This is a genomic window from Vibrio navarrensis (assembly GCF_000764325.1).
Lineage (GTDB): Bacteria > Pseudomonadota > Gammaproteobacteria > Enterobacterales > Vibrionaceae > Vibrio > Vibrio navarrensis.
Genome location: NZ_JMCG01000001.1, coordinates 2,612,877 through 2,627,627, shown reverse-complemented (window position 1 = coordinate 2,627,627; position 14,751 = coordinate 2,612,877). Strand labels below are relative to the sequence as shown.

10 protein-coding genes are annotated in these 14,751 nt (G+C 49.5%); 6 read left to right on the top strand and 4 right to left on the bottom strand.

The window, feature by feature from the left end:
• Positions 1–52: 52 nt before the first annotated feature.
• The 3 genes from gcvP to EA26_RS11645 all read right to left on the bottom strand — a co-directional run bounded on the left by gcvP (position 53) and on the right by EA26_RS11645 (position 4,754).
• Complete coding sequence (gcvP, locus tag EA26_RS11655) at positions 53–2,917, bottom strand: aminomethyl-transferring glycine dehydrogenase (protein WP_039427646.1); 2,865 nt, start codon at positions 2,915–2,917, stop codon at positions 53–55.
• A gap of 119 nt (positions 2,918–3,036) precedes the next feature.
• Positions 3,037–3,417, bottom strand: coding sequence for a glycine cleavage system protein GcvH (gcvH, locus tag EA26_RS11650; RefSeq protein ID WP_039427645.1), 381 nt, complete (start codon positions 3,415–3,417; stop codon positions 3,037–3,039).
• A 41-nt stretch (positions 3,418–3,458) separates the two neighbouring features.
• Entirely contained in the window at positions 3,459–4,754 is a 1,296-nt protein-coding gene (locus EA26_RS11645) for a serine hydroxymethyltransferase (RefSeq protein ID WP_039427643.1), read from the bottom strand.
• A 375-nt stretch (positions 4,755–5,129) separates the two neighbouring features.
• On the opposite strand from EA26_RS11645, the gene EA26_RS11640 reads away from it, so the two are divergent.
• The 3 genes from EA26_RS11640 to EA26_RS11630 all read left to right on the top strand — a co-directional run bounded on the left by EA26_RS11640 (position 5,130) and on the right by EA26_RS11630 (position 8,360).
• Complete coding sequence (locus EA26_RS11640; RefSeq protein ID WP_039427642.1) at positions 5,130–5,753, top strand: helix-turn-helix domain-containing protein; 624 nt, start codon at positions 5,130–5,132, stop codon at positions 5,751–5,753.
• 291 nt (positions 5,754–6,044) lie between these two features.
• Positions 6,045–7,178 (top strand): glycine cleavage system aminomethyltransferase GcvT, encoded by a 1,134-nt coding sequence (gene gcvT, locus EA26_RS11635; RefSeq protein WP_039427639.1) that lies wholly within the window; start codon positions 6,045–6,047, stop codon positions 7,176–7,178.
• Positions 7,179–7,259: 81 nt separating this feature from the next.
• Entirely contained in the window at positions 7,260–8,360 is a 1,101-nt protein-coding gene (locus tag EA26_RS11630) for a S1 family peptidase (RefSeq protein ID WP_081946386.1), read from the top strand.
• On the opposite strand, the gene EA26_RS11625 is transcribed toward EA26_RS11630, so the two are convergent.
• On the bottom strand, positions 8,341–9,066 hold the full coding sequence (locus EA26_RS11625; RefSeq protein ID WP_039427637.1) for a TetR/AcrR family transcriptional regulator: 726 nt from the start codon (positions 9,064–9,066) through the stop codon (positions 8,341–8,343). The two genes, EA26_RS11630 and EA26_RS11625, sit on opposite strands and share 20 nt — an antisense overlap.
• 162 nt (positions 9,067–9,228) lie before the next feature.
• Between EA26_RS11625 and EA26_RS11620 the strand changes: the two genes are divergently transcribed.
• From EA26_RS11620 to EA26_RS11610, 3 genes are read left to right on the top strand one after another with little or no spacing between them, the layout of a single operon-like run.
• Complete coding sequence (locus EA26_RS11620; protein WP_039429049.1) at positions 9,229–10,302, top strand: efflux RND transporter periplasmic adaptor subunit; 1,074 nt, start codon at positions 9,229–9,231, stop codon at positions 10,300–10,302.
• A complete protein-coding gene (locus EA26_RS11615) occupies positions 10,302–11,363 on the top strand; it encodes an efflux RND transporter periplasmic adaptor subunit (RefSeq protein ID WP_039427635.1) in 1,062 nt (353 codons plus the stop codon). Before EA26_RS11620 ends, EA26_RS11615 begins: the two co-directional genes overlap by 1 nt.
• Positions 11,363–14,422 carry an efflux RND transporter permease subunit gene (locus EA26_RS11610; protein ID WP_039427633.1) on the top strand — a complete coding sequence of 1,020 codons (3,060 nt, stop codon included), beginning with the start codon at positions 11,363–11,365 and terminating at the stop codon, positions 14,420–14,422. Before EA26_RS11615 ends, EA26_RS11610 begins: the two co-directional genes overlap by 1 nt.
• Positions 14,423–14,751 lie beyond the last annotated feature (329 nt).

The following is a 14,751-nucleotide window of genomic DNA, read 5'->3' as shown; positions in this document are numbered from 1 at the left end:
ATAAAAAGGCGAGCCAACTGTTGGCTCGCCTTGATGTGTATTGATACTGAACTTACTCAGCGTAATTATCAATGCTCGGGCAAGAGCAAATCAAATTACGATCGCCGTAGACGTTATCCACGCGATTAACCGTCGGCCAGTATTTGGATTTCTTGGTTGCAGTTGAAGGGAAACACGCCAACTCACGGGGGTATGGGTGTGTCCACTCTTCGGCCATCAGATCCACTTGGGTATGCGGCGCATTAACCAGCGGGTTGTCTTCAAGTGGCCATGCTCCTTCTTTGACTGCAGTGATTTCTTGACGAATCGCGATCATCGCGTCACAGAAACGATCAAGTTCCGCCAGATCTTCCGATTCAGTTGGCTCAACCATCAAGGTGCCTGCCACTGGGAAAGACATGGTTGGCGCATGGAAACCGTAGTCCATCAAACGCTTAGCGATATCTTCCTCGCTGATGCCTGTCTCGTCTTTGAGCGGACGGATGTCGATTATGCACTCGTGCGCGACACGGCCGTTTTTACCACGATAAAGCACAGGGTAGTGCGGGCGTAGACGCTCCATCACATAGTTTGCGTTGAGGATAGCCACTTTCGTCGCTTCTGCTAAGCCGTCGGCACCCATCATGGCGATGTAGGCCCAAGAAATTGGCAGGATAGACGCACTACCGAGATCGGCAGCCGAAACCGCGAACTCTTTGCCTTCTACACCGTTTTCGATGTGACCAGGTAGGAAAGGCGCAAGATGCGATTTCACACCGATAGGACCCATACCCGGGCCGCCGCCGCCGTGTGGAATACAGAAGGTTTTGTGCAAGTTAAGGTGCGATACGTCTGAACCAATAAAGCCCGGAGAGGTCAAGCCAACCTGCGCGTTCATGTTGGCGCCATCAAGGTAAACCTGACCGCCAGCGGCATGAACCATGTCACACACTTCCTTCACTTGCTCTTCATACACGCCATGCGTTGAAGGGTAAGTGATCATGATGCTAGAGAGATTGTCTTTATGCTTCTCGATTTTTTCTGCCAAATCAGCCAGATCAACGTTGCCGTTTTCGTCACATTTCACTACCACCACTTTCATCGACACCATAGAGGCTGTGGCTGGGTTAGTGCCGTGGGCTGAGCTTGGGATCAAGCAGACGTTACGATGACCTTCGCCACGGCTTTCATGGTAGCGTTGAATCGCCACTAGGCCGGCGTATTCGCCAGATGCGCCCGAGTTGGGTTGCAGCGAGAATGCGTCATAACCCGTGATCTCACACAGCTTAGCTTTGAGATCTTCGGCAAGCGCAGTGTAACCCGCTGCTTGTTCAATCGGCGCAAATGGGTGCAGAGCACCAAATTCTGGCCAAGTGACCGGAATCATCTCTGCCGCCGCGTTAAGCTTCATCGTGCAGCTGCCGAGTGGGATCATGCCGTGTGTTAGCGAGAAGTCTTTGTTTTCAAGCTTTTTCAGGTAACGCATCATTTGCGTTTCGCTGTGGTAGGTATTAAAAACTGGGTGGGTCAAATACTCACTCGTGCGACGACAGCTTTCTGGAATCGCGGCAAATTCATTGCTGGCAATGTCACTTGAAAGAGCATTGACGGCTTCATTCACGCCAAAGATAGCAAAGAGTGCTTCGACGTCAGCAACCGTGGTGGTTTCGTCAAAGCTGATGCCGATCTGACCCTCGAGCAAACGTAGGTTGATGTCGGCGGCTTGCGCTTTAGCGTAAAGCGCTTGAGTCTGGTCACCAGTGTTGATAGTGATGGTGTCAAAGAAAGCGTTGTGCGCCAGTTCAAAACCTGTTTTGGTTAGGCCCGCTGCCAAAATCGCGGTCATGTGGTGCGTGCGACGGGCGATGGTGCGAAGGCCTTGCGCGCCGTGATAAACGGCATAGAAAGAGGCCATGTTGGCAAGCAGAGCCTGAGCTGTACAGATGTTTGACGTCGCTTTCTCGCGACGAATATGTTGCTCACGCGTTTGCATCGCCATACGCAGAGCTTGGTTGCCTTTGGCATCGATAGAAACACCAATCACACGGCCCGGCATGGTGCGTTTGTATTGCTCGCGCGTGGCCATAAACGCTGCGTGCGGACCGCCGTAGCCCATAGGAACGCCGAAACGCTGCGCGCTGCCGATCACGACGTCAGCGCCCATTTCGCCCGCTGGCTTGAGTAGGGTAGACGCGAGTAAATCAGTGGCAACAGTAACCAGTGTTTTGTTCGCTTGCGCTTTAGCAATGATCTCGGTGAGATCGCGAACTTCACCGGTTGTGCCCGGGTATTGCAGTAGTGCGCCGAACGCTTCAGTTTGAGGCAGAGCATCTAGCGCGCCGATGACCACATCAAAACCAAAGTATTTGGCTCGCGTTTTAACCACTTCGATGGTTTGTGGGTGAACGTCGTCAGCGACGAAGAACACTTTGCTCTTGCTCTTACCTGCACGTTGACAAAGGGTCATCGCTTCGGCCGCCGCCGTGGCTTCATCAAGCAGCGATGCGTTCGCAATGTCCATGCCGGTTAGGTCCATCACCATTTGTTGATAGTTCAACAGCGATTCCAATCGACCTTGAGAAATTTCTGGTTGGTATGGCGTATAGGCGGTGTACCAACCCGGATTTTCCAGTACGTTACGCAAAATGACATTTGGTGTCAGCGTGTTGTAGTAACCTTGGCCAATGAAAGTACGTTTCACTTGGTTTAGGTTGGCGAACTGTTTCATCGCCAGTAGCATGTCTGCTTCGCTTTTCGCTTGTGCAAGCTGCATCGGTTTTTCCAAGCGAATTTGCGCAGGAACGGTTTGCTCGATCAAGGCGTCAAGGCTTGCGACGTTGATCGCTTGCAGCATTTTTTGTTGGTCAGATTGATTCGGTCCGTTGTGGCGAGCAACGAACTCGTGTTGGGTGTTGAGGCTTTGAAGTAATTCAGTCATGGTCCTTTACCTTCAAATAAGCTGTGTGTCCTCTGCGTCTCTTAGCATGCGCTTTGGGTCGTTCAGCCTTGAAAAAAAGCTGCCCACGGTGCAGGCAGCTTTATGTCGAAATGTCTTAATTAATCTTCTTCGATAGAGCTTAGATACTCTTCTGCATCTTTGAGATTATCCAGTTCAGATGGGTCAGCCATCTTGATCTTCGCAATCCAGCCACCCTCATAAGGTTCTTCGTTGATTAGCTCTGGACTGTCAGAAAGCTCTTCGTTGACTTCAACAATCTCACCAGTGACTGGCGCATAAATGTCAGAAGCGGCTTTCACGGATTCAACCAGTGAGAAGCTGTCGCCGGCATCGAACTCTGCTTCCAGCTCTGGTAAGTCGACGAATACCACATCGCCCAGCAATTCCTGTGCGTGCTCAGAGATACCGATAGTTACAGTACCATCACCGTTGTCACGTACCCACTCGTGGCTATCTGTAAACTTCAGTGTTTTGTCCATTGCTTAATCTCCAAAATATCTTACTAGGATTTAAAATCGGTTTATTGGTAAAGAGGGAAGCGGCCGCATAGTGCTTTCACTTCTTTGCGCACGCGTTGCTCTACTTCAGCGTTGCCTTCAGGGTTGTCAACCAATCCATCCAGTACATCGCCAATCCAATGACCAATGAGTTTGAATTCTTCTGCGCCAAAGCCTCGGCTGGTGCCTGCTGGCGTACCCAAACGGATACCCGATGTAATCATAGGTTTTTCCGTGTCGAATGGGATGCCATTTTTGTTACATGTGATCCCTGCACGCTCTAATGCTTCTTCTGCTTTGTTACCTTTTAGTCCTTTCGGACGCAGGTCCACCAGCATCAAGTGCGTGTCCGTTCCGCCAGTCACAATGTCACAGCCGCGAGTTTGCAACACTTCAGCCAGAACTTTTGCGTTATTGATCACCGAATCGATATAAGTGTTGAACTCAGGGCCAAGCGCCTCACCAAACGCCACCGCTTTAGCCGCGATAACGTGCATTAATGGTCCGCCTTGCAAACCGGGGAAAACCGCAGAATTGATTTTTTTGCTGATCTCTTCGTGATTGGTCAAGATCATACCGCCGCGAGGGCCGCGCAGAGTTTTGTGCGTTGTCGTCGTAACTACATGAGCATGTGGTAGTGGGCTAGGGTGAGCGCCGGTTGCGACTAAGCCAGCAATGTGCGCCATATCGACCATCAGTAGCGCGCCAACTTCATCGGCAATCGTCCGGAACTTGGCAAAATCGATGGTGCGTGGAATAGCACTGCCGCCTGCGATGATCATCTTCGGTTGATGCTCAAGCGCTAACGCGCGAACGTCATCGTAATTAATCTCGAGTGTTTGGCGATCCACCCCGTATTGCACCGCGTTGAACCATTTGCCTGAAAGCGCAGGGCGAGCGCCGTGGGTAAGATGGCCACCTGCATCAAGCGACATACCTAAAATGGTGTCACCCGGTTGAAGGAGAGCGAGCTTAACGGCCCCGTTAGCTTGCGCGCCAGAATGGGGTTGAACGTTTGCGTACTCACAACGAAAAAGTTTTTTCGCGCGCTCAATAGCAATCGCTTCGACGGTATCAACGTGTTCACAACCACCGTAATAGCGGCGACCGGGATAACCTTCTGCGTATTTGTTGGTCAGGCAGGTGCCTTGGGCTTGCATTACCGCTTTTGAGACAATGTTCTCAGAAGCGATGAGCTCAATCTGTTCGTTTTGGCGGGTGAATTCGGCTTGGATACCAGCAAATACCGCATCGTCGGTTGCTGACAAGTTAGTGGAGAAAAAATTTTCCAAGCTGTGGTTTTGGTAAGTGCTGTTCATGGTAGATAACCTTTCAATCATCTGTCGAATCTGTGTACCGTCGTTCTCTGATTCGACAGTCCTTTGTAATAGCTGAACCGGCTATAAATTAGCCGTCCTGTTCAGAGCGAAATCCATCCCAAATGGGTACAAAAGGCCGCAGATTGACGTCACTTCCTTCGGTCAATGCGTGCGGAAAAAGCATCTCTTCAACTAACAAGTTGGTAACATACCCGTTGTTAACTGAACAATCAACCGAAAATTTCCTATAGGAAACATGAATGCGTTTTTTGTTAACAAGAGCACGCTTTATTTATCCTGCTGCACTTTTCTCCACTTTAGGCTTCATGCACAATGATTTGTGAACAGGAAGCGAAGAATAAATACGAGGGAAATATGTCGGAAGATTTCTATGATGAGTACCCATCTCTGACACTGGCGAAAGAGTCGCAAGAGCAAAATATCGAGCCGCTTAAGCTCGGTCAGCGGATTAAAGAGGTGCGCGCCAAGTTGGGAATTACCCTCGAAGAGGCGAGTCAGCGCACGGGTTTAGCACGTTCAACTTTAAGCAAAATTGAGAACGAACAGATCTCGCCGACTTTTCAGGCAATGCAAAAATTGGCTCATGGGCTGAAGATTGATATGCCACAACTCTTTGAGCCGCCAAGAAAAAAAGTGGCCACTGGCCGTCGGGATATCACCAAGAAAGGGCTGGGTAAGCCACATCCAACCCAAACCTACGAGCATGAGTTATTAGCCACCCAACTTTCCAATAAGAAAATGATGCCATTCAAAAGCGTGGTTCATGCGCGTAGTTTTGATGAATATGGGGATTGGGTTCGCCACGACGGGGAAGAGTTCCTGTTGATTCTCTCTGGGGCGGTACAGTTCTTCTCAGAATTCTACGAACCTGTGGTGCTGAGCGAAGGTGACAGTGTCTACTACGATGCCAATATGGGGCACATGTTGGTGTCGGTCAGTGACGAAGATGCACACATTTTGTGGGTGACCGCTAAATAGTGCTAACAAGATGTAAATTTCCTATAGTGAAGGCAAACGTTTGCTTTTGCGAAAATCTTAATTACAATAGCGCCGCTTTGCTGATAAAACCCGCATTTCGGCGTTATTTCTGCCTATTTCTGCTGTGAATAAATTGTTAAATGTCACATTTTGAACGGTTCCAAACGAGTTGATCGTGCAAAACTCGTTAGCTCGTGTTTATTATAGGAAACAGAATTTTCCCTTGGTGGAAAACTGCTCAACTTAATTGCTGATAGATCGCTGTGCTGGGTCTAGCTAATGGAGACGAAAATGACTCAAGAACACTCTGACCAAGAATTACTGACAACACCGCTTCACGCGCTGCACATTGAAGTGGGCGCCAAAATGGTGCCGTTTGCTGGTTACGATATGCCAGTTCAATATCCGCTAGGCGTAAAGAAAGAGCACCTGCACACGCGCGACGCAGCAGGTTTGTTTGATGTTTCTCATATGGGACAGCTCAGACTACACGGAGAAGGTGCAGCGGCGTTTCTTGAGTCTTTGGTTCCCGTTGACATTATCGATCTTGCGCAAGGTAAGCAGCGTTATGCCTTCTTTACCAATGAGCAGGGCGGCATCATGGATGATCTGATGGTGGCGAACCTTGGCGATCATTTGTTCGTTGTGGTGAACGCGGCTTGTAAAGAGCAGGACATCAACCATCTGCAAGCGCACATTCCTTCGGATGTTGAGCTGGAAGTGATTGATGATCGTGCTCTGTTGGCGATTCAAGGCCCGAAAGCCGCTGAAGTTCTCGCGCGTTTCCAACCAGCGGTGGCTGAGATGATGTTTATGGATGTGCAGAAACTCGAATTGTTGGGCGAAGAATGCATCATCTCTCGCAGCGGCTATACTGGAGAAGACGGCTACGAAATCTCGGTTCCCGCCGACAAAGCAGAAGCGCTGGCTCGTGCACTGACAGCAGAGCAAGAAGTGGAATGGATTGGCCTTGGCGCGCGCGATTCTCTTCGTTTGGAGTGTGGTTTGTGTCTCTATGGTCACGACCTCGATCAAACCACCACGCCAGTGGAAGCAAGCCTGCTTTGGGGAATTCAGAAAGTGCGTCGCACAGGCGGTGAGCGTGAGGGTGGCTTTCCTGGCGCAGACATCATCCTAAAACAGATTGAAAGCAAAGATGTATCCCGCAAACGTGTTGGTTTGGTGGGGTTAACCAAAGCTCCCGTTCGAGAAGGAGCTGAACTTTTCGACGCAGATGGTAATAAAGTGGGTGTAGTAACCAGTGGTACCGCAGGTCCGAATGCAGGTAAACCAGTTTCTATGGCGTACTTACGCGCAGACCTTACTGAGATTGGCACCGAAGTGTTTGCCGAAGTTCGTGGCAAGCTGCTACCGATGGCGGTAGAGAAAATGCCTTTTGTACCGCAACGCTACTACCGTGGTTAACGAAGCGTTGTGCTGAATCCCTAAGCAAGTGAACTTGCTTTCTCCAATCAACACCGCGCTTCTATCTGGGGGCGCGGTGTTATGTTTTCTATCACTTCTTTATCCCGTTGTTCGCTGGTTGCCGCAGCCATGCTGGCATCGGCGGCGCTTTGCGCGCAATCTTTGCCACAAACTCGCGTGGTCAATGGCAGTGTGGTCAGTGTTTCCGATTACCCCTCGATTGCCAGTCTTTACTATGACTCGCTCGAATATAACGGTATCTATTATTCAGGTCCCTATTGCGGTGCGAGTATTCTCGACCCTCTGCATGTATTAACCGCAGCGCACTGCGTAACGGGTTCCGCGTCATTGCCTTTATTTATGGTGGTGGTGCCACAACTGCAAGATGAAAAGCAGTATCCCTTTGGCAATATTCAACGGCTACGTGTGAGTGAGATCTACTACCCGGACAGCTTTATCGATAGCGCACAAGTGCTGTTTCCCGATGATATCGCGGTGTTGAAACTGGCCACAGCGATGAATATCGATGCGATTAATGATGTGATAGTGCGACCAAGCGATGAATCATATCGAAGTGCCGGGCAGCCATTTTTCACTGTCGGGCATGGTAATACCCAAACCAATGATGACAGTGACACGCGCCTACTAGCCGCTTCGCTTAACTATGTTGCAAATGATCTTTGCGCTGCGACATTTTCGGCGGGTCGTTACCTCACATCAAAGCAGATCTGTTTCGATGGTAGCTATAGCAGTGTATCGCAGTTGAAAAACAGCACTTGTCATGGCGATTCTGGTGGCCCTGTCTACTGGAACAACAACGGCACGCTGGTCCAAGTAGGCCTGACCAGTTTTGGCCCGCAGACCTGTGGCGATCCGCAGTGGCCCGTTACGTCGGTATTTACTGAAATTCAAGACTACTCGACTTGGATCGACCGTGTGCTAAGTGGTAAAGAGACGGCCAAAATAGTGATCACAGAACAGATGCGTGTCGATTATCTCAACGGTGATTATGTGCCTGAGGCGGCGAATACCACCGCGGGATTAGAAGCGGTGTTGGCTTCACAGAGAAAAGGGGGCGCTTTGGGTGTTGGTTTGCTGGTTTGTTTGCTTCTGTGTTGGCTGCGAAACGCCACTGATTGGCAACGGCGTTTTGTGCAATTTTTCATTGTGAGGGATTACTGAGACGGCAAGCCACTTCAATAACAATATCGTCCAGTTTGCTGGGATGAATCATCTTGTCTTGATGGATATCGAGCTGCCTAGCAATCTGCTGGTTAAACAGTTCCCAATGCTTGAGCAAAAGCGTATCGGCATCGCTGATGCCCGGCCAGGTTTCGCCAAGAAATGGCGTTAAACTGCATGCACCATGGGCATGCAGTAACATTTGCCATTTCATTTCCCACATGCAGATAGGTTTTTCAGGGTGGCGTAAATTGTATTGGGTGTAAAGCGGCTCAAACGCGGCAGCGAACTCGTCTTTGGAACGTAGGAAATATTCCAGTAGCGCGTTGTCGTCTTGGCGAACCGCATCGGCAATCAGTTGGATTGGCTGCTTGTGCACCAACGTAAACGCGCACATGCGCACCAAAAATTGGTAAATTTGCTGTGCACAATCGCTATTCTGCTGCGAAATCTCACCAATCAACTCGGTAATGTAGGTTTGTAGATAGTCATCCAAAGCGTCACTGATCTCTTGCCAAATCTTTTCTTTGCTACCGAAATGATGGCGGATCAGGCTGTGCGAGACACCCGCTCGCTCGCTGATATTGCGTAACGAAACCCGCTCAAAGCCGAGGGTTGCAAACATATCTGCCGCGATTTTGAGGATCTCGCATTTGGTTTGCTCTGCCGCTTCAGCGCTACGACGACCTTGCTTTCTTTCTGACATAACCGAGCATTTTTCCTCTTTTGCAAAAAAACGCCTTAGTTTAACCACAAGGGCGTCGATTGACTAATTTTTTTGCTGTACATGTGGAAAATATATTGATCGCTTCTTGAATCTCAATATACTGCACATCCGTGTAATAAATGGATGATTGGAGAAGCGACTGTGCGAAAACCTTTGATAAAACGCACTTTGCTCAATAGCAGTGTGCTTTTAGCTACGATTGGCTTGCTTGTTGGGTGTAATCAGGCTGTTTCTGAAACGACGGCGTTGACGGTGAAACCTGTAAAGCTTTTGTCGGTGAAGGATTTGATGACAAGTTCGGCGGACAGTTTTCTCGCGCAAATTGATGCGACCAAACGAGCGCAACTCTCTTTTCAAGTTGCGGGGCAAATTGATGCATTGACTGTGCGTATGGGCGATGAAGTACAACAAGGAGAGCTGTTAGCCAGATTGGATCAAGCCGATCTGCAGTTGCAGTTGGATGCGGCGAGTGCGCAATACGCGCTGGCGCAAACACAATGGCAAAGAGCACAAAGCTTGTATCATAAGAAGCTGATTAGTACCGATGTCTATGATCAAGCGGAAACCGCATTGACTGCGGCGAGAGCAACCTATGAACAGGCAAAAACGGATTTAGGCTATGCGACGTTGAAAGCGCCGTTTAGTGGTGTGGTTTCTTACACCTACGTCAAACCCAATCAAGTGGTCGCGGCCAAACAGCAAATCCTTAACTTGATCGACAACAGTTCGCTAGACGTTTCGTTTACCATTCCTGTTTCCTATGTCGAGGCGAATGGCCTAGACAAACTTAAGAATCTTCCGATGTGGGTAACGATGGACAGCGAACCCGATAAACCTATCCCGGCTCAATTCAAAGAGATCACCACGCGCCCTGATGCTGATACCAACAGCTACACGGCGATTGTGACCATTACTCGCCCGCAAGATAGGAACTTACTCAGTGGGATGACAGGACAAGTTTCGATTGGTAAAGCCAATACAACGCCGTATTTCACCTTGCCAGAAGCGGCTTGGGTGTCAAAGAAAGGCTCGCAAGGTGAGGTTTGGCTGGTGGATGAAGAGAACCAACGATTGAAGAAGGTGACATTGTCACTCAACGCAAACGGGGATGTCATTTCGGGGTTGAACCGTCAAGATCGCGTGGTGATAGCCGGAGTGGAAAATCTTGCCGAAGGGCAGGTTGTCAAAGCGTGGCAACGTGAGGAAGGGATCTAATGAACAAATCTTTAATTACGCTGACACTACTTTCTGTATTGGCTTTAGCCGGGTGCCAAGAGCACGCTCCAGACCATCAAAGTGATGTACTGACCGTTTCGACTTACCAAGTCGGGGCGCCAGTGACAACGCAATATCGCGTGTTTAAAGGGCAAGTGGTGGCTGCCGAGCAGACGCCGATTGCCTTTCGTACCACTGGCGAAATTTTGCAAGTGTTAGTGCGTGCGGGCGATCGCGTAAAACAAGGCCAACTGCTGGCAAAACTCGACGACAGCAAACAAAAGCAGGCGCTTGAAGATGCCAAAGCGAAACATGCGTTGGCGCTTAAGCAGCATGAGCGTGGGAAAGAGCTGTTTGAGCGAGCGATGATCTCACAAGCGGAGCTTGATGAACTCACGGCCAATCGCCAGCTCGCCAACGCACAGTATCAGATGGCCAAAAATCAGATGGAATACACCCGCTTGGTGGCGCCATTTCCGGGGACCGTCACCGATGTGTTCAAAGAGCGTTATGAACGCCCAGAAATTGGTGAACCAATTCTTAATCTCTATCAGGATGATAAGGTCTACGTGCAAATTGAGCTATCCGATAACGTGCTAGCTAAAGTGGATCCCGATCGTCAATCAGCGACATATCAGCCGAAAGCGCGTTTCTCTGGCGTTGAGGGCGAGTTTCCTGTGCACTATTTGGAGTACACCAGTGAACCCGATCCCCAGTCTCGCAGCTATGCCATGTGGTTAGCGATGGAGCAGATCTCACCGCCGATTTTGCCCGGCACCAGCGCCAGTGTTGAAGTGGATATGCAGGCGGCGGGTATCACCTCGGTGGACGGCTATCAATTACCAATGACCAGCTTGGATGCCGGACGTGAATCTGGCGAATTCTTTGTCTGGAAGCTCAATCAAGGGCAGGTGACGCGAGTGGTAGTTAAGATCAGTCAAATCAATGGTCAAGGTGCCATTGTCTCTTCAGGTATTACGTCAGGGGATGTGATAGTGAATTCCAGTCTGCGCAAACTGCGTGAAGGAAAAACAGTCAAAATGGTGGAGAGCAATCAATAATGAATATCGCAGAATACTCCATCAAGAACCGGGTCATTAGCTGGCTATTTATTATTATTCTAGCCATTGGTGGCGTAACTTCTTTTCTTAATCTCGGCCGCTTGGAAGATCCCGCTTTTACCATTAAAGATGCAATGATTATTGCAACTTATCCCGGCGCGACCTCTAAAGAGGTGGAAGAGGAACTGACCTATCCGCTGGAGAAAGAGATCCGCCAGCTTCCTTACATAGACCATATTACTTCGACGTCATCCAATGGCATGTCGCAAATCATGGTGAGCATGAAGATGGATTATGGCCCCGCTGAGCTGCCACAGATTTGGGATGAAATGCGACGCAAGATCAATGATCTCAAGCCCACATTACCTTCGGGTGTTCAGTCTTTACAGATCATTGATGATTTCGGTGATGTTTACGGCGTGATGATCATGCTCAGTGGTGATGGCTACGATTATGTGGAGCTCAAACGTTATGCCGACCATCTGACTCGCGAGTTGGAATTGATTAACGGCGTGGGTAAGGTTGCGATTGCTGGCGATCAGCAAGAGATGTTGTTTGTCGAGATCTCACTTGATCGTCTGGCTGCGTTAAACCTCGACATGAATACCGTTGCTGGGCTGCTTAACCAACAGAATAATGTGGTGGCCTCTGGTGAAGTGATGGTGAACGGTGAAAGCCTGACCATTCGCCCGAGTGGCACTTTAACGTCAGTCGAAGCGCTGGAAAATTTGATCATTCATGGCCGTGATACGGGCAACCTGATCCGCCTCAAAGATGTGGCTACTGTCCGCCGAGATATTCAAGAGAAGCCGACTAACGTCGTCACTTTCAATGGCAAGCCAGCAATCAGTTTAGGGATCTCCTTTGCCTCAGGTGTCAACGTGGTGGAAGTCGGGCAGAAAGTCAGCCAAGAGTTGGCGTTGCTCGAATCGATAAAACCCGCTGGCGTTGAGTTGAACTATTTCTACAATCAAGCCGCCGAAGTCGATACCTCGGTGCAAGATTTTATCGTCAGCCTTGCGCAAGCCGTTGCTATCGTGATCATCGTTTTGTTGTTTGCCATGGGTATGCGCAGTGGCATCATCATTGGTCTTGTACTGCTTCTTACCGTATTTGGTACTTTTATCTTGATGGATTACAACAAGATAGAACTTCACCGTATCTCGCTTGGCGCGTTAATCATCGCACTAGGCATGCTGGTGGACAACGCCATTGTGGTGGTGGAAGGGATACTGGTTGGTCTGAAGAAAGGGCGCAGTAAAGTGCAGGCGGCGGTTGATATTGTCAAGCAAACGCAATGGCCACTGCTTGGAGCAACGGTGATCGCGATTACCGCCTTTGCTCCGATTGGCTTGTCGCAGGACGCGACAGGGGAGTTTATGGGATCGCTATTTTGGGTACTGTGCTACTCCCTTTTCCTCAGTTGGGTGACCGCGTTAACTATTACGCCATTTTTAGCCGATTTACTGCTCAAAGAGGAAGAAAAAGGCAGTGGTACAGAGGAAGACCCTTATAAGGGCGCGCTGTTTGTGATTTTCTCTGCGATGCTCAAATTTGCCCTGCGCTTTCGTTGGTTGACCGTCACCACCATGGTGGGGCTATTGGTTGCGGCGGTGCTTGCCTTTGGTATGGTGAAACAGTCATTCTTCCCGCCGTCGAATACGCCGATGTTTTACGTCGATATGTGGATGCCGCAAGGAACCGATATCCGCCAAACGGTGCTGCAGACCGAAAAGGTCGAGCGTTTTATTCGCCAGCACGAGCAAGTAGAGTTTGTGTCTACGTCCATTGGTCAGGGGATGCAGCGTTTTGCTTTGACCTATCAACCGGAAAAAAGCTATGAAGCGTATGCGCAGTTGCAGGTGCGCGCCCTCGACAGAGAAAGCATGTTTGCCCTGTTGGATGAACTGACGCAAGCGTTGCCGAGCCAGTTTGACAAGCCGACGTTTCAGTTTAAATTGATGGAATTTGGACCATCGCCAGCATCTAAGATAGAAGCGCGTATTTCAGGTCCTGATCCACAAGTATTGCGAGATATAGCAAAGCAGGTTGAGGATGTGCTGCACACTGATCCGGGAGCGAGAAACATTCGTCACGACTGGCGTGAACGCACCAAAGAATTAGTACCGCAATTTAACGAGTCGAAAGCACGTCGCTTGGGTATCTCCAAAGAAGATCTGTCGAACACGCTGCAAATGGCGTTTGGCGGCAATACCATGGGGCTACTGAGAGATGGAACGCACATTTTGCCGATCGTCGGTCGCTTACCCGAATCCGAGCGGGTCGATTTTGCATCGATGCAGAATGTGAAGATCTGGAGCCCGTCGCTACAGACTTACGTTCCGGTGGATCAGGTGATTGATGGGGTGACGCTTGAGTGGACGGAACCTTTGATTCAGCGTCGTGACCGTAAGCGCACCCTAACGGTGCTGGCTGACCACGACATTTTGAGTGACGATACACCAGCCAGTCTTTTCGCGCGTATCCAGCCGAAAGTGATGGCACTGCCTCTACCCGATGGCTACAGCATCACTTGGGGTGGAGAGTATGAGTCGTCGAAGGATGCCCAGCAAGCGCTGTTCGGCTCGCTTCCTATGGGTTACTTGCTGATGTTTGTTATTACTATTTTGCTGTTTAACTCGCTGAAAAAACCGCTGGTAATTTGGTTTACCGTGCCACTTTCGATTATTGGTGTTTCGTTTGGCTTGTTAAGCACCAATATGCCGTTTAGCTTTACCGCCTTTTTGGGGCTACTGAGCTTAAGTGGCATGATTTTGAAAAATGGCATTGTGCTGCTGGATCAAATTAATATTGAGCTTGCTTCGGGGAAAGAACCTTATCAGGCGATTATCGACAGTGCGGTGAGCCGGGTGCGTCCAGTGAGTATGGCGGCGCTGACAACGATTTTGGGTATGATCCCGCTGATGTTTGATGCCTTTTTTGGCTCAATGGCAATCACCATTATGGCAGGGCTAGGCTTTGCTACTGTTCTGACGCTGATTGTCGTCCCTGTGATGTTTGCCATTTTGTTTGGTATTAAGCCCAATATGGTGCGCTAAACCAAGTCAATGAATACGTCACAAAAAAGCCCCGTTGAAACATCAATGGGGCTTTTTTGTGCGCCAGTAAAAAGGTTTCCTCGGCAAACTTTTGTTTCTGGAGTTGGTCGACAGATTAGAATTTGTAGCTAGCGTCTCGCTAATATCCAGAAACATCGTTAGTTGTTGTGCTTTGGTCGTTCGCTTGCGCAAAAGCAGAAAGGTCATGTCTCAAATTTGAGTCGTTTCAGGCATTGGCTAGGATGCCAGCCACATAGCGGATTATAGGTATACAACCGAGGATGATGAAAGTGGGGAGCTGAAGGGGGAGCAATTAAAAAAAACACCTC

Coding starts and splice junctions, on each gene's coding strand:
- EA26_RS11630 (WP_081946386.1), top strand. CDS start 7,260: ATGTTTTCTATCACTTCTTTATCCCGTTGTTCGCTGGTTGCCGCAGCC.
- gcvH (WP_039427645.1), bottom strand. CDS start 3,417: ATGGACAAAACACTGAAGTTTACAGATAGCCACGAGTGGGTACGTGAC.
- EA26_RS11615 (WP_039427635.1), top strand. CDS start 10,302: ATGAACAAATCTTTAATTACGCTGACACTACTTTCTGTATTGGCTTTA.
- EA26_RS11625 (WP_039427637.1), bottom strand. CDS start 9,066: ATGTCAGAAAGAAAGCAAGGTCGTCGTAGCGCTGAAGCGGCAGAGCAA.
- gcvP (WP_039427646.1), bottom strand. CDS start 2,917: ATGACTGAATTACTTCAAAGCCTCAACACCCAACACGAGTTCGTTGCT.
- gcvT (WP_039427639.1), top strand. CDS start 6,045: ATGACTCAAGAACACTCTGACCAAGAATTACTGACAACACCGCTTCAC.
- EA26_RS11645 (WP_039427643.1), bottom strand. CDS start 4,754: ATGAACAGCACTTACCAAAACCACAGCTTGGAAAATTTTTTCTCCACT.
- EA26_RS11610 (WP_039427633.1), top strand. CDS start 11,363: ATGAATATCGCAGAATACTCCATCAAGAACCGGGTCATTAGCTGGCTA.
- EA26_RS11640 (WP_039427642.1), top strand. CDS start 5,130: ATGTCGGAAGATTTCTATGATGAGTACCCATCTCTGACACTGGCGAAA.